The sequence below is a fragment of the Streptomyces sp. NPDC017991 genome (genome assembly GCF_044328075.1).
GTDB lineage: Bacteria > Actinomycetota > Actinomycetes > Streptomycetales > Streptomycetaceae > Streptomyces.
Map to the genome: position 1 here is coordinate 535,095 of NZ_JBIRGP010000003.1, position 16,401 is coordinate 551,495.

The window sequence follows — 16,401 nt, forward strand, 5'->3', positions numbered from 1 at the left end:
ACGACGTTACGGCCTTGTCATCCGCAGGACATCCAGGGCCTCGTCCAGCTGCTCCCGGGTGAGGTCGCCACGCTCGACGTACCCCGAGTCCAGGACTACCTCGCGGATGGTCCTCCGCTCGGCCAGGGCCTTCTTGGCGACCTTGGCGGCCTCCTCGTACCCGATGTACTTGTTCAGCGGTGTCACGACCGACGGCGACGACTCGGCGTACTCGCGGGCCCGCTCGCGGTTGGCCGTGATGCCGTCCACGGTCCGGTCGGCGAGCAGCCGGGAGACGTTGGCGAGCAGCCGCACGGACTCCAGCACGTTCTTCGCGATGACCGGCAGCATGACGTTCAGCTCGAAGTTGCCGGAGGCGCCGGCGACGCCGATCGTGGCGTCGTTCCCGACCACCTGCGCGGCCACCATCAGCACGGCCTCGGGGATGACCGGATTCACCTTGCCGGGCATGATCGAGGAACCCGGCTGCAGATCGGGCAGATTGATCTCCGCGAGTCCCGTACGCGGCCCGGAGGCCATCCACCGCAGATCGTTCGCGATCTTGGTGAGGCCCACGGCGATGGTCCGCAGCTGCCCGCTGGTCTCGACGATCCCGTCCCGCGCGCCCTGCGCCTCGAAGTGGTCGCGTGCCTCGGTGAGCGGCAGCCCGGTGGTGCGCGCGACCTCGGCGATCACGGCTCCGGAGAACCCGGGGGGTGTGTTGATCCCGGTTCCGACGGCCGTCCCCCCGAGCGGCAGCTCGGCGAGCCGCGGCAGCGAGGCCTCCAGCCGCTCGATCCCGTACCGCACCTGGGCCGCGTACCCGCCGAACTCCTGGCCGAGGGTCACCGGCGTGGCGTCCATGAGATGGGTCCGCCCGGACTTCACCACATCGGCGAACTCCTCGGACTTACGGCTCAGGGAGGCGGCGAGGTGGTCGAGCGCCGGGACGAGATCGCGGGTGACGGCGGCGGTCGCGGCGATGTGGAGGGAGGAGGGGAAGACGTCGTTGCTGGACTGCGAGGCGTTCACGTGGTCGTTCGGGTGTACGTCCCGGCCGAGCCGTTCCGTCGCCAGCGTGGCGACGACCTCGTTCGTGTTCATGTTGGACGACGTGCCGGAACCGGTCTGGAAGACGTCCACGGGGAAGTGCGCGTCCCACTTCCCGTCCGCGACCTCGGCCGCCGCTTCCTGGATGGCCTCCGCGATGTCCTTGTCCAGCACACCGAGGCCCGCGTTCACCTTGGCCGCGGCCGCCTTGATCCTGGCCAGGGCCTCGATGTGGGCGCGCTCCAGATGCTGCCCGGAGATCGGGAAGTTCTCGACGGCGCGCTGGGTCTGGGCCCGCCACTTCGCGTCCGCGGGGACGCGGACCTCGCCCATGGAGTCGTGTTCGATGCGGTAGTCGGTCATAGCAGGTATATCGCCCCCGCCGCCCCTGCCCATTCCCGTCCCTGCCTCGGGGGCGCCGCCCCCGAACCCCCGGTCCTCAAACGCCGGACGGGCTGAAAGACACCTTCCAGCCCGTCCGTGAATCTTTCAGCCCGTCCGGCGTTTGAGGACACAGTGACGGGACGGGTAGGGGCGGCGGGGGCGAAAACCCTAGAGCCCGGGCCCCCGCACGGGAATCGACGTGAACGTAGGCGCCGGCGCCGGGTCCTTGAAGAAGTCGTTGCCCTTGTCGTCGACCACGACGAACGCCGGGAAGTCCTCCACCTCGATCCTCCACACGGCCTCCATCCCGAGCTCCTCGTACTCGACGACCTCGACCTTCTTGATGCAGTCCTGCGCCAGCCGCGCGGCGGGCCCGCCGATGGAGCCCAGGTAGAACCCCCCGTGCGAGCCGCACGCGTCGGTGACCTGCTGCGACCGGTTCCCCTTCGCCAACATCACCTTCGACCCGCCCGCGGCCTGGAACTGCTCCACGTACGAGTCCATGCGCCCGGCCGTGGTCGGCCCGAACGACCCGGACGCGTACCCCTCGGGGGTCTTCGCGGGCCCCGCGTAGTACACGGGGTGGTCCTTCAGGTACTGCGGCATCTCCTCGCCCGCGTCGAGCCGCTCCTTGATCTTCGCGTGCGCGATGTCACGCGCCACGACGAGCGGCCCGGAGAGCGACAGCCTGGTCTTCACCGGGTACTTCGTCAGCTCGGCGAGGATGTCGTCCATCGGCCGGTTCAGGTCAATGCGCACGACGTCACCGGCCTCGTCGAGATGCTCGTCCGTGGTGTCGGGCAGGAACCGCGCCGGGTCCGTCTCCAGCTGCTCCAGGAAGACGCCCTCCGCGGTGATCTTCGCGACGGCCTGGCGGTCGGCCGAGCAGGAGACGGCGAGGGCGACCGGGCAGGACGCGCCGTGCCGGGGCAGCCGCACCACCCGCACGTCGTGGCAGAAGTACTTGCCGCCGAACTGCGCGCCGATCCCGATCCGCTGCGTCAGCTCGAAGACCTTCTCCTCCAGGTCCTTGTCCCGGAAGCCGTGGCCCAGCTCGGAACCCTCGGCCGGAATCTCGTCCAGGTAGTGCGCGGACGCGTATTTCGCGGTCTTCAGGGCGTACTCCGCGCTCGTGCCGCCGACGACGATGGCGAGGTGGTACGGCGGGCAGGCGGCCGTACCGAGCGAGCGGATCTTCTCCTCCAGGAACTTCATCATGGAGGCCTCGTTCAGGACGGCCTTCGTCTCCTGGTAGAGGAACGACTTGTTGGCCGAGCCGCCGCCCTTGGCCATGAAGAGGAACTTGTAGGCGCCGCCGTCGGCCGCGTACAGCTCGATCTGGGCGGGGAGGTTCGAGCCGGTGTTCTTCTCGTCCCACATGGTCAGCGGGGCCATCTGCGAGTAGCGCAGATTCAGGTTCAGGTACGCGTCGTGGATGCCGTGGGACAGGGCGGCCTCGTCGCCTCCTGCCGTGAGCACGTGCTGGCCGCGCTTGCCCATCACGATCGCGGTGCCGGTGTCCTGGCACATGGGCAGCACGCCGGCGGCCGCGATGTTCGCGTTCTTCAGGAGGTCCAGCGCGACGAACTTGTCGTTGCCCGACGCCTCGGGGTCGTCGATGATGCGCCGCAGCTGGGCGAGGTGCGCGGGCCGCAGATAGTGCTGGATGTCGTGGATCGCCTCGGCCGCGAGCGTGCGCAGCGCCTCCGGCTCGACCTTGAGGAACGTGCGCCCGTCGGCCTCGAAGGTGGACACACCCTCGGACGTCACCAGCCGGTACGGGGTGGTGTCCTCTCCCTGGGGGAGCAGATCGGTGTACGCGAACGCCGGGCTGGGCGGGGGGGAATTATGCGGCATCTCGCCAAATCCTTCGTCGACAGACAGCGGCCGGCCTCCGTTGGCGGCGCCACCAGCGTAGAACCTGCCTCGGACATCGAGCTTGTGAGGTAAGGCTCAGTTCGTCATCCACACCCTCTAGTCGCGATCTATCGCGTTTGGGTACGCTGCTGCGGTGGACCTTCAGAAGCACACCGAGCCCGACCTTCGGAAGCACACCGACCTCCGCGCGTCCGACGCGGACCGCGACCGCATCGCGGACATGCTGCGCGACGCCCATGCCGAGGGCCGCCTCACCGCGGAGGAGCACGCGGAGCGGGTCGAGGAGGTCTTCCGCGCGAAGACCGTGGGCGAGCTGGAACCGCTGGTGCGGGACCTGCCCGCGGCCCACCGCCCCCGCCCGTCGGGGGCGTTCGCGACGGCCCCCAACCGGCCCGCCCCGGGCGCGATCCCCCCGGTCGCCGACGAGAACGTGGTGGCGGTGTTCAGCGCGGCCGTGCGCAGAGGCCGCTGGCGCGTGGGCCGCCGCACGCACGCGTACGCGATCTTCGGCAGCGTGGAGATAGACCTCAGCGAGGCGATCTTCGAGCACCAGCAGGTCGTGATCAAGGCGATATCGGTGTTCGGCAGCGTCGAGGTCCGCGTCCCGGAGAACGTGTCGTTGCGCGGCAGCGGCGGCGGAGTCCTCGGCAGCTTCGAGGTGGACACGCTGGACTCCGGCGAACAGGACGCCCCTGTGGTGTACGTGGACGGGCTGGCGGTGCTGGGGAGCATCGAGGCCAAGCCCAAGCGGGGCAAGCTGATCGAGGACATCCTCGACCGGGTCGGCGCCAAGGTGAACGCCAAGTTGCGCAAACATCTGGGACATTGACGGTCGCGAATCCACGACGGCCGGAAGGATGCGGTCCGGGGCGAGGGCTCGTGCCCGGCCCGGTACCGGCCGGGATCTTCGGCGCTTGCGAACCGAGTGCATAGGCGCGCGTACAGCGGGTAGGCCTTGCTGCATCGTCTCTCGCTCGCGAAGCCGTCGTCAGGAGTAGACCGTGCTGCATCCGCCGCATCAGTCCCTGCAGGTCGCTGCCGTTCCGCCCCAGCCGGTGCCGGTGCGCGAGAGGGACCAGGACGCCCCCTGGCACACGGAGGCCGTGTGCCGCCGCGACGAGGCCGGGCTGTTCTTCGCACCCTCGAAGGAACCCACCGCGGCCCGGCTGTCCCGCGAGGAAGCGGCGAAGCGGGTCTGCGCGCGCTGTCCGGTGATGATCGAGTGCCGGGAACACGCACTGCTGCAACCCGAGCCGTACGGCGTCTGGGGCGGTCTCACCGCCGCCGAGCGCCGCGTGGTCCTGGCCCGACGCCGACGCCGCGACCTGGACCTCCAGAAGACAGCCCGAACCCCGGGCCCGATAGCCGCGGCCGGCTAGCCCGACACGAGCGACGGGCCGCCCCTCCACCCAGGGGCGCCCCCACGACGTCAAAAGGGGCGCGGGGAACGGCGCGCCAAGCCCCCACGACCCCGCAGATGCCCACGGCCTCAAAGGGGCGCGGGGAACTGCGCGCTCAACCACGACGCACCCGCGGGCATCGACCGGCCGTGGAAGGGGCGCGCCAAACCCCGACGACCCCGCAGATGCCCACGGCCTAAAAAGGGGCGCGGGGAACCGCGCGACCAGCCACGACGCACCCGCAGACACCCACCGGCCGGGGCCGGCAAAGGCGGGCCAAACCCGGCGGAGCTACTTCGCCCTGTCGAAGTCGATCGCGCTGTAAGCCCGCAGCTTCGCCAACCGATGCTCCGAGCTGATCTGCCGAACGGTCCCCGACTTCGACCGCATCACGATCGAGTCGGTGGTCGCGGTCTCGGGCCGGTACCGAACCCCCCGCAGCAACTCCCCGTCGGTGATCCCCGTCGCCACGAAGAACACGTTCTCCCCGGACACCAGGTCATCGGTGAGCAGCACCCGGTCCAGATCGTGCCCCGCGTCCACGGCCCGTGCCCGCTCCTCGTCGTCCTTGGGCCACAACTTGCCCTGGATGGTGCCGCCGAGGCACTTCACGGCACAGGCCGAGATGATGCCCTCGGGCGTACCGCCGATGCCGAGCAGCAGATCGATGCCCGTGCCCTCGCGCAGCGCCAGGATCGAGCCGGCGACATCCCCGTCGGAGATGAGCTTGATGCGCGCGCCGGTCTCCCGGATCTCCTGGATGATCCCGTCGTGCCGCGGCCGGTCGAGGATGACGACCGTGACGTCCTCGGGCGTGACGCGCTTGGCCTTGGCGACCCGGCGGATGTTCACGGACACCGGGGCGTTGATGTCGACGAAGTCGGCGGCCTCGGGCCCGGTGACCAGCTTGTCCATGTAGAAGACCGCGGACGGGTCGAACATCGTGCCGCGGTCGGCGGCGGCCAGCACGGCGATCGCGTTGGTCATGCCCGCCGCGGCGAGGGTCGTCCCGTCGATCGGGTCGACGGCGATGTCGCACGCGGGACCCGTCCCGTCGCCGACGTTCTCCCCGTTGAAGAGCATCGGGGCCTCGTCCTTCTCGCCCTCCCCGATGACGACGACGCCGTTCATCGAGACGGTGGAGACGAGGGTCCGCATGGCCCGGACGGCCGCGCCGTCGGCGCCGTTCTTGTCGCCGCGGCCGACCCAGCGGCCCGCGGCCATCGCGGCGGCCTCGGTGACCCGGACGAGCTCAAGGGCGAGGTTGCGGTCGGGGGCCTCGGAGGGGACCTCTAGTTCGGACGGCAAGTGATGCTCGGTCATCGGAGCGCACCTTTCTGATACGGCGACGGCCGGATGAGGGTTCGGGCCGACTCTATCCTCAGTCCGACAAAATGAGCAGGGGGCCCCACGGATGAGCGGGGCAGTGCACCTGCGACGATGGGGGAGTGGCAGGCAGAAAAGGCAAGCAGTCGGTCCGGGACATGGTGCTGTCCCTGGGCCTGATCGGCATCGTCGCGGGCTTCATCTACGTCTTCATCCCCAAGGACGACTCGGAGCCCCCTCTCGAACGGGTCGACTACCGCGTGGAACTCCTCACGGCACGCCGTGCGGCCACCTATCCGGTGGCGGCGCCCGAGGGTCTGTCCACGGAGTGGAAGGCGACCTCGGTGCGGTTCCGTGGAGACGACTTCGACGCGTGGCACCTCGGCTTCCACGACCCCGACGGGGAGTACGTGGCGATCGAGCAGTCCACTCAGAAGCCCGTCACGTTCATCGAGGACGCCAGCCAGGGCGCCCAGGAGACGAACGTCACGCAGCGCATCGCCGAGAAGTCCTGGAAGCGGTACAAGGGTGCGAAGTACGACGCCCTCGTGCTCCGGGAGAAGAACTCCACGACCGTGGTCACCGGCACGGCGTCGTTCGCGAAGCTGACGAAGATGGCGGAGTCGCTCAGGACGTCGTGAGCACGGGCGGACGAGCGGACGGACGGACAGGCGAGAGGCCCCCAGCGATGCTGGGGGCCTCTCGCAGGGCTGGTGTCCTGTCCGCCCGTCCTGTCCGGGATCCCGTCCGGCTCAGACCGTCGTGATGACCTGGTCGGCCTCAAGGCGCGGGGAGCGCGGGAACCAGGCGTCCTCGGCGGGTCGGCCGATGTTGACCACCATCAGCGGGGTGTGGTCGCCGTCGAGGAACTCCTTCTGGACGCCCGCGAAGTCGAAGCCCGTCATCGGGCCGGCGGCCAGACCCGCGGCACGGACACCGATGATGAAGTACGCGGCCTGCAGCGCGGCGTTGAGCGCGGCGGCCCCCTCACGGGCCGGGCGCTCGGCGAAGAAGAGGTCCTTGGCCTGCGGGAAGTGCGGGAGAAGGGCCGGCAGTTCCTCGTGGAACTCGTTGTCAGCGGAGAGGATCGCGACGAGCGGGGCGGTGGCCGTCTTCGGCTGGTTGCCCTCGGCCATGTGCCGCACCAGGCGCTCGCGGGCCTCGGCGGAACGGACCAGGGTGATCCGCAGCGGCGACTGGTTGAAGGCGGTCGGGCCGTACTTGACCAGGTCGTAGATCGCCTGCACCTGCTCGTCGGTCACCGGCTCGTCGGTGAAGGCGTTGGCGGTACGGGCCTCGCGGAACAGCAGGTCCTGGGCGGCGGGGTCAAGAACGAGAGACATGAACAAAACCTTCTCGGAGCGTGCGTCGGATCCCGGGGGATCGGCTGGCTTGTACGACGCTACGCCGGTTAGGTTTAACTTTCAACCAAAACTGGACCAGGGTGATCCGCTTCACAGAATGCATGGCCAGACCAATTACCGCGAAGCGGGACGGCTGCCTGCGCCGGTGTCCCCATCGGGCACCCGGACATCGCCTCGGACGCCTACTCGGAGTCGGCGCCCTCCGCCGACTCGTCCTTCTCTTCCTCCGCCAGCGCCGCGTCGAGGCGGGCGCGGGCCCCGTCCAACCAGCGCCGGCACACCTTGGCCAGCTCCTCGCCGCGCTCCCACAGGGCGAGCGACTCCTCAAGCGTCGTACCGCCCGTCTCCAGGCGGCGTACGACCTCGATGAGTTCGTCCCGCGCCTGCTCGTACCCGAGCGCCTCGTCCGTCGTGCCGGCCGTGCCGGTCCTGCTGGTCATGCGTCCACCCTAGGGCCTGTCTGACAATTCCCGCCTGCCTCGCGACGCCATGCACGCACTCTCGCCGCACCGGACACAGAGCCAAGTACGTCCAGTACGAGGCCCTGCGCCCGGCACTCCCCCAGCCTCCGGCCGGGGGGACCCCCAGAGCACGCGCCCGACGCCGCGAGGCCGCCCTCCGGGCGACGACGGGAATTGCCAGACAGGCCCTAGGGCCTGCCTCAGACATCGACTCGTACCGTGAACTCGCCCTCGGCGACCCGCGCCCGCAGGCTCTCGTCGGCCGTCACCTCGTCCGGGGACCGGACGGCGTGGCCGTCGGACTTCTGCAGGACCGCGTAACCCCGCTTCAGGGTCGCGGCGGGGGAGAGGGCCACCACGCGCGCGTGGGTGTGGGTCAGCTCCGAGTCGGCCCGGTCCAGGAGATGCCCGAGCGTGCGGCGACCGCGGTCCAGGAGCGCGGCGACGTGGTCGGCCCGCTCGTCCACCATCCGGTGCGGATCCTCTATCGAGGGGCGGGCCAGCGCGTGCGCGAGCCCCCGCTCCTCGCGCTCGATGAAGGACCCGACGCACCGGCGGGCGCGGTCCCGCAGGAACCGGACCCGCTCGTACTCTTCCCCCACGTCCGGTACGACCTTCTTCGCGGCGTCGGTCGGGGTGGAGGCACGCAGGTCGGCCACATGGTCCAGGAGGGGGTTGTCGGGCTCGTGGCCGATGGCCGACACGACCGGCGTACGGCAGGCCGCGACCGCCCGGACGAGCTGCTCGTCCGAGAACGGGAGCAGGTCCTCCACGCTGCCGCCGCCGCGTGCCACGACGATCACGTCCACGTTGTCGAGCGCGTCCAGGTCCTTGACCGCCTGGACGACCTGCGGGACCGCGTGGACGCCCTGTACGGCGACATTGCGCACCTCGAAGCGGACGGCCGGCCAGCGGTGGCGCGCGTTCTCCAGGACGTCCCGCTCGGCGGCGGAGGCGCGACCGGTGACCAGCCCGACGAGCTGGGGCAGGAACGGGAGCGGCTTCTTGCGCTCGGCGGCGAACAGCCCTTCCGCGGCGAGGGACTTCTTCAACTGCTCCAGCCGGGCGAGTAGTTCGCCGACGCCGACCGGCTTGATCTCGACGGCTCTCAGTGACAGCTGCCCGCGCGGCGCGTACCACTCGGGCTTCGCGTGGACGACGACGCGGGCGCCCTCGCTCACCACGTCGGCGATGGCGTCGAACACCTGCCGGTAGCAGGTCACGCCCACGGAGATGTCGTGCGAGGGGTCGCGCAACGTCAGGAAGACGACGCCGGCGCCCGGGCGGCGCGACAGCTGGGTGATCTGCCCCTCGACCCACACCGCGCCGAGCCGGTCGATCCATCCCCCGATGAGCCGGGACACCTCACCGACGGGGAGGGGGGCGTCGGCGGACGTATTGAGAGCCATGCGTCGAGCGTAGCCGCACTCTCTGACACCGCGGCCCGGTTGTTTTAGGGTGCGGGCCCGGTGGGGGCTGGCCGCGCAGTTTCCCGCGCCCCTAAAAGATTGCGCTGTTCCCCGCGCCCTCTGAAGGCCAAAGACTGCGCCGTTCCTCGCGGCCCTGAAGGCGAGAGATTGCGCTGTTCCTCGCGCTCCGAAGGCGAGGGATTGGGCCGTTCCTGGCGCACCTGAAGCCGAAAGACTGCGCTGCTCCCTGCGCTCCTCGTGGGGCGAAAGCCGGGGCACAGCCCCGCTTTCGAGGGGCGCGGGGAACTGCGCGATCAGCCCCCACCGGGCCCGCACCCACCCGACCGAGCCCACCCACCCCCAAGGGGGCAAGGGGCGCAGCCCCAGGGGCGAGCAAACGCAAGCTCAGCCCGCCCCCGCCCCCGCTACCGCCCCCGCCCGCGCTGAGCGACCAGCACACCCACCCCCACCAAGAACCACACCGCCCCCACCACCTGCGCCGCCCCGGACGCCTCGAAGATCACCAGCACAGTGATCCCCGCCCCCACCACGGGCACCACCACATGCCGCCACCACACGACAGGCCCACCCCGCCGCCGCACGGCGAACCACCCCACCACGCTCGCGTGCAGCAGCGTGAACGCGGTCAGCGCGCCCACGTCGACCACCGACACCAGATGGTCCATCCCGTCGTCGCGCCGCGCCGCCCACACCGCGGCCACCAGCGTGATGACGGCCGCGCAGAGCAGCGCCACCCGCGGCACCCCGGAGTCCGTCTTCGACAGCGCCCGCGGCAGCCGCCGTTCCCGGGACATCGCGAACAGCAGCCGGCCGGCCGCCGCCTGCCCGGCCAGCGCCGCGAACGCCGCCCCGATCGCCTTGCTGACGGCCACCAGGTCGTGCAGCCACGTGCCGACGGAGGCGTCCACGGCATCGTAGAAGGCGGATCCCTGCTTGACCGGATCGTCGGCGAGCTGCGCCGACGACAGCGGCTCCAGGAGGGCGACCAGGTACGTCTGCGCGATGAACAGCACACCGGCGAGCGCGAGACAGAACAGCACCGCCCTGGCGACCTTCTCCGAGCTGCCGGTGACCTCCTCCGCGAAGGAGGCGATCGCGTCGAAGCCGAGGTACGACAGCACCGCGATCGACACCGCTCCGAGGACCGCGGACAGCGCGAACGCCCCCTGCGAGCCGTCCCCGGAGAACGGCGACAGCCAGCCCCGCTGCGCCCCGTCGCGCGCGAGGACGACGATCGCCGACACGAAGAAGACGAGGAGGACCACGATCTCCATCGCGAGGACCAGGAAACCGACGCGCGCGGCGGCCCGTACGCCCCACAGGTTGAGCAGGGTCGTCACGACGACCGCGAGCGCCGTCCACACCCAGCGTGAGACGCCGGGGACCAGGGAGTTCATCGCGATCCCGGAGAAGAGGTACGCGACCGCCGGGATGAGGAGGTAGTCCAGCATCGCCATCCACCCGGCGATGAACCCGGCCTCCTTCCCGAGCCCCACGCGCGCGTAGGCGAACACCGAACCCGCCTGGGGGACGACCCGCACCATCTGCGCGTAGCTGAACGCGGTGAACGCCATCGCGACCGTGGCGACCACGTAGACCAGCGCGACCGCCCCGTGCGACCTGGCGTCGAGGGTCCCGTAGACACCGACCGGCGCCATGGGGGCGATGAACAGCAGCCCGTACACGACCAGGTCGCGGAAGCCGAGACTGCGCCGCAGGCCCTGTTCGCCGTCGGCCGTGCGGGCCGGTGAATCCGTACCGGACATCCATGCCTCCCGAGAGTCGTGCCGCCTGCGCCCCCTCTCGGCTCCCCAGCCTCCGACCAGTCTCCCCAAAGAGGTGATCTCCGACCTGTCGGGAGCGGCCTTACGATGGGACGCATGACTGCTTCGACTGGCCGCCGTGTCCTGCTCGCCGCCCCCCGTGGCTACTGCGCGGGTGTCGACCGTGCCGTGATCGCCGTCGAGAAAGCCCTGGAGCAGTACGGGGCCCCGATCTATGTCCGCCACGAGATCGTCCACAACAAGTACGTCGTGCAGACCCTGGAGAAGAAGGGCGCGATCTTCGTCGAGCGGACCGCGGAGGTCCCCGAGGGGTCCATCGTCATGTTCTCGGCGCACGGCGTCGCCCCCGTGGTCCACGACGAGGCCGCGGCCGGGAAGCTCGCCACCATCGACGCGACGTGCCCGCTGGTCACCAAGGTCCACAAGGAAGCCGTCCGGTTCGCGGACGACGACTACGACATCCTCCTCATCGGTCACGAGGGCCACGAGGAGGTCATCGGCACGTCCGGAGAGGCGCCCGACCACATCACGCTGGTCGACGGCCCCGGTGACGTGGCCAAGGTCGAGGTCCGCGACCCGTCCCGGGTCGTCTGGCTCTCCCAGACCACGCTGTCGGTCGACGAGACCATGGAGACGGTGGACGCCCTCAAGGAGAAGTTCCCGCAGCTCATCTCCCCGCCGAGCGACGACATCTGCTACGCCACGCAGAACCGCCAGCTCGCGGTGAAGCAGATGGGCGAGCAGGCCGAGCTCGTCATCGTGGTCGGCTCGCGCAACTCCTCCAACTCCGTACGGCTCGTCGAGGTCGCCAAGCTCGCGGGCGCGCGGGAGGCGTACCTCGTGGACTTCGCCGACGAGATCGACGACAGCTGGTTCGAGGGCGTCTCCACGGTCGGCGTCACCTCCGGGGCCTCGGTGCCGGAGATCCTCGTCGAGCAGGTCCTGGAGTACCTCACCACCCATGGTTACGAGGACGTCGAGCTCGTGAAGGCGGCCGAGGAGTCCATCACGTTCTCGCTGCCCAAGGAGCTGCGCCGCGACCTGCGCGCGGAGGCGGCGGCCCTGGTGGCGCAGCGCACCGGAACCACCCCCTCGGCCGAGTGACTGTCCGTCCCACGACGTAACGTAGAGCCATGCAGATCTTCGGCGTGGACATCGGCGGTTCAGGGATCAAGGGCGCTCCCGTGGACCTGGACAGGGGCGACCTGGCGGAGGAGCGCTACAAGGTGCTCACGCCGCATCCGGCGACGCCCGACGCGGTGGCGGACGGTGTGAAGGAGGTCGTCGGCCACTTCGGCTGGACGGGCCCGGTAGGCATCACCTTCCCGGGGGTGGTCACCGGCGGTTCCACCATCCGCACGGCGGCCAACGTGGACAAGGACTGGATCGACACCGACGCGCGCGCCCTGCTCGGCGACCGGCTGGGCGGGCTGCCGGTGACCGTCCTGAACGACGCGGACGCGGCGGGCGTCGCCGAGATGCAGTTCGGCGCGGGCAAGGGCCGCAAGGGCACGGTCTTCCTCCTCACCTTCGGTACGGGGATCGGCAGCGCCCTCTTCGTGAACGGCACCCTCGTCCCCAACACGGAACTGGGCCACCTCGAACTGAACGGCCACGACGCCGAGAAGCACGCCTCCACGAAGGCCAAGGAGGACCACGACCTCTCCTGGGAGCACTGGGCGCACCGCGTCCAGAAGTACCTCGCCCATGTGGAGATGCTCTTCTCGCCCGAGCTGTTCATCATCGGCGGCGGCGTCAGCCGCAAGTCGCAGAAGTTCCTGCCGCTGATCGAGGGCATCAAGGCGGAGATCGTGCCGGCCCAGCTGCAGAACAACGCGGGAATCGTGGGCGCGGCGATGCGGGCGGCCCAGACGGACTGAGTGCCCGGCCGGCCCCCACCGGCCCACAGCTTCGCCACCGCCGGCCGGTCGGGCAGTCGGATCACCCAGCCGGGCGGTCGGATCGCCTCGCCGGGCGTTCAGACCGCCCGGCGTCGCTGTGCGGCCTTGCGGGTCATCATCCGCGCCTTGCGCACGGTCACGATGACCCCGGCCAGCAGGGTGCCGCCGTACAGCCACCCCGCGTGCATCGCGAGTGCGGTGACGAGGCCCATCAGCCGGCCGCCGAAGCCGCCGTCGCTGTCGGCGATCGGCAGGAGGCCGACGGCGAAGGCGATCGGAACGGCGACGACCGCGGTGACGAGGTCGGCCCGCCGCACCCACACCGCGGTCAGTACGCAGACCGGCAGGAACAGCACTCCGTAGACGACGATCGACGCCCCGAACAGCAGTTGGATCAGACAGGCCAGCGCGAACATCGAGGCGGTGCAGAACAGCCCGCTGCCCAGCCCGGTGAGCCGGGGATTGGGAAACCGGCGTACCGCCTGCACGAACGGGGAGACGGACGTCGCGGTACGGGGGACACCGGCCCCTGCCTGCCGGGCCGTACGGGCACCGCCCCGCCCGGCCTGCGGGGGAAGGGGCGAGCCGCCTCGCGAGGGCGGTGACTGGGGAGGACGTGTCCTGTGTTGCTCCACTGGTCCAACTTAGGTCGGGTTATGTGCGGAATGACCTCCTAGACACGCGCTTTGGCCGACCTTGGCCAAGCGTTCGATACGTCGCCGGTGCGAGGTGCGGCACGCCGTAGACTGATGAATCGGCCCGAGCATCCCTCCTGGCCCCCAGTCATCGCCCCACACCCTCACGTACGGGAAGTCGCAACGTGTCGCTCACGATCGGAATCGTCGGTCTGCCGAATGTTGGCAAGTCGACCCTTTTCAACGCCCTGACCAAGAACGACGTGCTGGCGGCCAACTACCCGTTCGCCACGATCGAGCCGAACGTGGGCGTGGTCGGTGTCCCCGACGCCCGGCTGGCCAAGCTGGCGGAGATCTTCGGCTCGCAGAAGGTCCTGCCCGCCACCGTGGACTTCGTCGACATCGCGGGCATCGTGCGCGGCGCGAGCGAGGGCGAGGGCCTGGGCAACAAGTTCCTCGCGAACATCCGCGAGTCGGACGCGATCTGCCAGGTCATCCGCGCCTTCCAGGACGAGAACGTCGTGCACGTGGACGGCAAGGTCTCGCCCAAGGACGACATCGAGACGATCAACACCGAGCTGATCCTCGCGGACCTGCAGACCATCGAGAAGGTCCTGCCGCGCCTCCAGCGGGAGTCGCGGATCAAGAAGGACGTCGTGGCGAAGGTGACCGCGATCGAGGCGGCGAAGGAGATCCTGGACGGGGGCCAGACGCTGTTCGCGGCGGGCATCACCCAGGGCTCCGAGCAGGAGGCCCTGCTCCACGACCTGCACCTGCTCACGGTCAAGCCGTTCCTGTACGTCTTCAACGTCGACGAGGACGAACTGACCGACGACGGGTTCAAGGCCGAGCAGAGCGCGCTGGTCGCCCCCGCCGAGGCGATCTTCCTCAACGCCAAGCTGGAGTCGGACCTCGCGGAACTCGACGACGAGGAGGCCATGGAACTCCTCCAGTCGGTCGGAGTCGAGGAGCCGGGCCTGGCCAGGCTCGCGCACGTCGGCTTCAACACCCTCGGCCTGCAGACCTACCTCACGGCAGGCCCGAAGGAATCCCGCGCCTGGACCATCAAGAAGGGCGCGACCGCCCCCGAGGCCGCCGGAGTCATCCACACCGACTTCCAGAAGGGCTTCATCAAGGCGGAGGTCATCTCCTTCGAGGACCTCGTCGAGACGGGCTCGGTCGCGGAGTCCCGCGCCAAGGGCAAGGCGCGCATGGAGGGCAAGGACTATGTGATGCAGGACGGGGACGTGGTGGAGTTCCGCTTCAACGTGTGAGCGGACGAAACAACACCGTGCTGGCAGCCTGACATGCACGCAGGTCAAATGGAGTCGGCTCTTCCGGGAGCCGGCTCCATGCTGTTCTCCGTACTGGGATGGCGCTGTTTTCCTGAGATCGTTTCCAAGCATGGCAACGCCATGCTCGTCTCGGCCGAGGACTACGCGGCGCTGCGCGAGGGCTCGTACCTGCTGTGCTCGCCTGCGAACGCGATGCGGCTGCTCAAGGCGTACGAGAACGCCCTGGGCCACGTCAACGTGTCGGAGCGAGAGCTGATCGATCCGGATGCGGCGGATCCTGCAACGGGTGCCGCGTGAGGCTCGTCTTCGAGGATCAGGGCTGGGAGGACTACACGTCCTGGCTCAAGAACGACCGCATGGGAGATCGTGATCCTCGCGGCTCGCTGTCACTACTGACCACAGGGCCGTGCGGGCCGGGTTGCCGCTGGTGGGGCTCCCTGCCTGGCAGGCCCTTTTCGATCACGCCGAGCTGATGGCGATGGCGATGGTCGACTCGGGCGAGCTGCACGGCAAGACCATCATCGTCGTGCCCATCGCCTGACACGACCGCCCGACTCGGCGGACTCTTTGGAGTCGTCACTTCGGGCGGCGGACGAATTGAGCCCACGTCGCCGACGGCGGCGGTCCGCCCCCGCACCGGCACGACTTGCGAAACGTCTCGGATGTGCCCGCCCGCATGCTGTGCATGCGCACCCCAGCGGGCCAGGGCGAGCGCGTCACGCGCATTGGCGATGTCGTCGCGGGCAGGGACGCCCCGACGCCACGGCTGTCGCAGGACGAACTCGCGGAGTGCCGCCGCCGCGCGGCGAGTTGGCCTCGGCCTGCCGGAGCGAGTTCCTGGTGCCCGCGAGCGGCTTCCGCTCGGCGGTCCGGAATCTCCCGCGTCGGTCGCGTCAGGCCGACGGCCAGCCGCGCAGCGCCATGTCCGCCACCAGTTGGAGTTCCTCGCGGGTGGCGCCGCCGGCTGCCTGGACGGCGATGCCGTTCCCGACGGTCATGAGGTAGCGGGCGAGCAGGGCGGGATCCAGGTCCGGCGGCAGGTCGCCCTCGTCGACGGCTCGCCGGAAGCGGTCGCGGAGCAGGGTGATGCCCTCGTCGCGCCAGGCGACGAGGGCGTCCCGGGCGTTGCGTCCCGGATCGCCGGCGGCGAGGGCGCCCTGGACGCCGAGGCAGCCGGCGGGACAGCCGGGTTGGGTGGTCGCCCGGACGGAACCGTCGAGGAACGCGGTGGCCACCCGCCGCGCGGTCGGCTCCCGCGTGGCCCGGACGCCGTACGAGGCGGGGCCCTCGGTGTAGCGCTCCAGGGCCTTGCGGAACAGGTCCTCCTTGTTGCCGAAGGCCGCGTACATGCTCGTACGGGTGATGCCCATCGCGCTGGTCAGGTCGGTGAGGCTGGCGCCTTCGTAGCCCTGCTCCCAGAAGACCCGCATCGCGCGCTCAAGGGCCTCTTCGGTGTCGAAGCCTCTCGGTCGGCCGATCGGTGCCTTCTGTCGCGTCTCCATGCGACCACCCTA

Annotated in this window: 16 protein-coding genes and 1 pseudogene; 8 read left to right on the forward strand and 9 right to left on the reverse strand. The window is 70.0% G+C overall.

From position 1 onward, the window contains the following. Positions 1–6: 6 nt before the first annotated feature. Positions 7–1,392, reverse strand: a complete 1,386-nt coding sequence (locus ACH4DZ_RS10890; RefSeq protein WP_398286689.1) for a class II fumarate hydratase — start codon at positions 1,390–1,392, stop codon at positions 7–9. A gap of 189 nt (positions 1,393–1,581) precedes the next feature. Then, positions 1,582–3,270, reverse strand: coding sequence for a fumarate hydratase (locus ACH4DZ_RS10895; protein ID WP_398286690.1), 1,689 nt, complete (start codon positions 3,268–3,270; stop codon positions 1,582–1,584). A gap of 154 nt (positions 3,271–3,424) precedes the next feature. Here ACH4DZ_RS10895 and ACH4DZ_RS10900 point away from each other — a divergent pair, with 154 nt between their 5' ends. Together ACH4DZ_RS10900 and ACH4DZ_RS10905 are read left to right on the forward strand one after the other, a co-directional pair. Further along, complete coding sequence (locus tag ACH4DZ_RS10900) at positions 3,425–4,120, forward strand: DUF1707 domain-containing protein (RefSeq protein WP_398286691.1); 696 nt, start codon at positions 3,425–3,427, stop codon at positions 4,118–4,120. A gap of 172 nt (positions 4,121–4,292) precedes the next feature. After that, positions 4,293–4,670, forward strand: coding sequence for a WhiB family transcriptional regulator (locus ACH4DZ_RS10905; protein ID WP_210880556.1), 378 nt, complete (start codon positions 4,293–4,295; stop codon positions 4,668–4,670). A 312-nt stretch (positions 4,671–4,982) separates the two neighbouring features. Here the strand turns inward: ACH4DZ_RS10905 and glpX are convergent, their stop codons facing one another. Continuing rightward, positions 4,983–6,014, reverse strand: coding sequence for a class II fructose-bisphosphatase (glpX, locus tag ACH4DZ_RS10910; RefSeq protein ID WP_398286692.1), 1,032 nt, complete (start codon positions 6,012–6,014; stop codon positions 4,983–4,985). A gap of 125 nt (positions 6,015–6,139) precedes the next feature. On the opposite strand from glpX, the gene ACH4DZ_RS10915 reads away from it, so the two are divergent. Continuing rightward, the gene (locus ACH4DZ_RS10915) at positions 6,140–6,658 is read left to right on the forward strand and encodes a DUF4245 domain-containing protein (RefSeq protein WP_398286693.1); all 519 of its coding nucleotides are present in this window, start codon (positions 6,140–6,142) and stop codon (positions 6,656–6,658) included. Between the two features lie 111 nt (positions 6,659–6,769). Here ACH4DZ_RS10915 and ACH4DZ_RS10920 read toward each other — a convergent pair whose 3' ends face one another. The 4 genes from ACH4DZ_RS10920 to ACH4DZ_RS10935 all read right to left on the reverse strand — a co-directional run bounded on the left by ACH4DZ_RS10920 (position 6,770) and on the right by ACH4DZ_RS10935 (position 11,038). Then, a complete protein-coding gene (locus ACH4DZ_RS10920) occupies positions 6,770–7,360 on the reverse strand; it encodes a malonic semialdehyde reductase (protein ID WP_398286694.1) in 591 nt (196 codons plus the stop codon). A gap of 203 nt (positions 7,361–7,563) precedes the next feature. Next, complete coding sequence (locus tag ACH4DZ_RS10925; protein ID WP_398286695.1) at positions 7,564–7,821, reverse strand: exodeoxyribonuclease VII small subunit; 258 nt, start codon at positions 7,819–7,821, stop codon at positions 7,564–7,566. Positions 7,822–8,042: 221 nt separating this feature from the next. After that, positions 8,043–9,251, reverse strand: a complete 1,209-nt coding sequence (gene xseA, locus ACH4DZ_RS10930) for an exodeoxyribonuclease VII large subunit (protein ID WP_398286696.1) — start codon at positions 9,249–9,251, stop codon at positions 8,043–8,045. A 425-nt stretch (positions 9,252–9,676) separates the two neighbouring features. Then, positions 9,677–11,038 (reverse strand): APC family permease, encoded by a 1,362-nt coding sequence (locus ACH4DZ_RS10935; protein WP_398286698.1) that lies wholly within the window; start codon positions 11,036–11,038, stop codon positions 9,677–9,679. A gap of 105 nt (positions 11,039–11,143) precedes the next feature. On the opposite strand from ACH4DZ_RS10935, the gene ACH4DZ_RS10940 reads away from it, so the two are divergent. Next, the gene (locus ACH4DZ_RS10940; RefSeq protein ID WP_398286699.1) at positions 11,144–12,160 is read left to right on the forward strand and encodes a 4-hydroxy-3-methylbut-2-enyl diphosphate reductase; all 1,017 of its coding nucleotides are present in this window, start codon (positions 11,144–11,146) and stop codon (positions 12,158–12,160) included. Between the two features lie 29 nt (positions 12,161–12,189). After that, the gene (ppgK, locus tag ACH4DZ_RS10945; RefSeq protein WP_398286701.1) at positions 12,190–12,936 is read left to right on the forward strand and encodes a polyphosphate--glucose phosphotransferase; all 747 of its coding nucleotides are present in this window, start codon (positions 12,190–12,192) and stop codon (positions 12,934–12,936) included. Positions 12,937–13,034: 98 nt separating this feature from the next. Here the strand turns inward: ppgK and ACH4DZ_RS10950 are convergent, their stop codons facing one another. Beyond that, positions 13,035–13,592 (reverse strand): DUF6542 domain-containing protein, encoded by a 558-nt coding sequence (locus tag ACH4DZ_RS10950; RefSeq protein ID WP_398286702.1) that lies wholly within the window; start codon positions 13,590–13,592, stop codon positions 13,035–13,037. Positions 13,593–13,777: 185 nt separating this feature from the next. On the opposite strand from ACH4DZ_RS10950, the gene ychF reads away from it, so the two are divergent. From ychF to ACH4DZ_RS10965, 3 genes and pseudogenes are all read left to right on the forward strand, one after another. After that, complete coding sequence (gene ychF / locus ACH4DZ_RS10955) at positions 13,778–14,866, forward strand: redox-regulated ATPase YchF (protein ID WP_398286703.1); 1,089 nt, start codon at positions 13,778–13,780, stop codon at positions 14,864–14,866. Positions 14,867–14,944: 78 nt separating this feature from the next. After that, positions 14,945–15,184, forward strand: a complete 240-nt coding sequence (locus ACH4DZ_RS10960) for a type II toxin-antitoxin system Phd/YefM family antitoxin (protein ID WP_398287070.1) — start codon at positions 14,945–14,947, stop codon at positions 15,182–15,184. Then, positions 15,181–15,243 (forward strand): annotated as a pseudogene (locus tag ACH4DZ_RS10965) (Txe/YoeB family addiction module toxin); the annotation flags it as partial. The gene ACH4DZ_RS10960 and the pseudogene ACH4DZ_RS10965, both read left to right, overlap by 4 nt. A gap of 537 nt (positions 15,244–15,780) precedes the next feature. Here ACH4DZ_RS10965 and ACH4DZ_RS10970 read toward each other — a convergent pair. Next, positions 15,781–16,389, reverse strand: coding sequence for a TetR/AcrR family transcriptional regulator (locus ACH4DZ_RS10970; protein ID WP_398286704.1), 609 nt, complete (start codon positions 16,387–16,389; stop codon positions 15,781–15,783). Positions 16,390–16,401 lie beyond the last annotated feature (12 nt).

Coding starts and splice junctions, on each gene's coding strand:
- ACH4DZ_RS10890 (WP_398286689.1), bottom strand. CDS start 1,392: ATGACCGACTACCGCATCGAACACGACTCCATGGGCGAGGTCCGCGTC.
- ACH4DZ_RS10895 (WP_398286690.1), bottom strand. CDS start 3,270: ATGCCGCATAATTCCCCCCCGCCCAGCCCGGCGTTCGCGTACACCGAT.
- glpX (WP_398286692.1), bottom strand. CDS start 6,014: ATGACCGAGCATCACTTGCCGTCCGAACTAGAGGTCCCCTCCGAGGCC.
- ACH4DZ_RS10920 (WP_398286694.1), bottom strand. CDS start 7,360: ATGTCTCTCGTTCTTGACCCCGCCGCCCAGGACCTGCTGTTCCGCGAG.
- ACH4DZ_RS10925 (WP_398286695.1), bottom strand. CDS start 7,821: ATGACCAGCAGGACCGGCACGGCCGGCACGACGGACGAGGCGCTCGGG.
- xseA (WP_398286696.1), bottom strand. CDS start 9,251: ATGGCTCTCAATACGTCCGCCGACGCCCCCCTCCCCGTCGGTGAGGTG.
- ACH4DZ_RS10935 (WP_398286698.1), bottom strand. CDS start 11,038: ATGTCCGGTACGGATTCACCGGCCCGCACGGCCGACGGCGAACAGGGC.
- ACH4DZ_RS10940 (WP_398286699.1), top strand. CDS start 11,144: ATGGGACGCATGACTGCTTCGACTGGCCGCCGTGTCCTGCTCGCCGCC.
- ppgK (WP_398286701.1), top strand. CDS start 12,190: ATGCAGATCTTCGGCGTGGACATCGGCGGTTCAGGGATCAAGGGCGCT.
- ACH4DZ_RS10960 (WP_398287070.1), top strand. CDS start 14,945: ATGCTGTTCTCCGTACTGGGATGGCGCTGTTTTCCTGAGATCGTTTCC.
- ACH4DZ_RS10970 (WP_398286704.1), bottom strand. CDS start 16,389: ATGGAGACGCGACAGAAGGCACCGATCGGCCGACCGAGAGGCTTCGAC.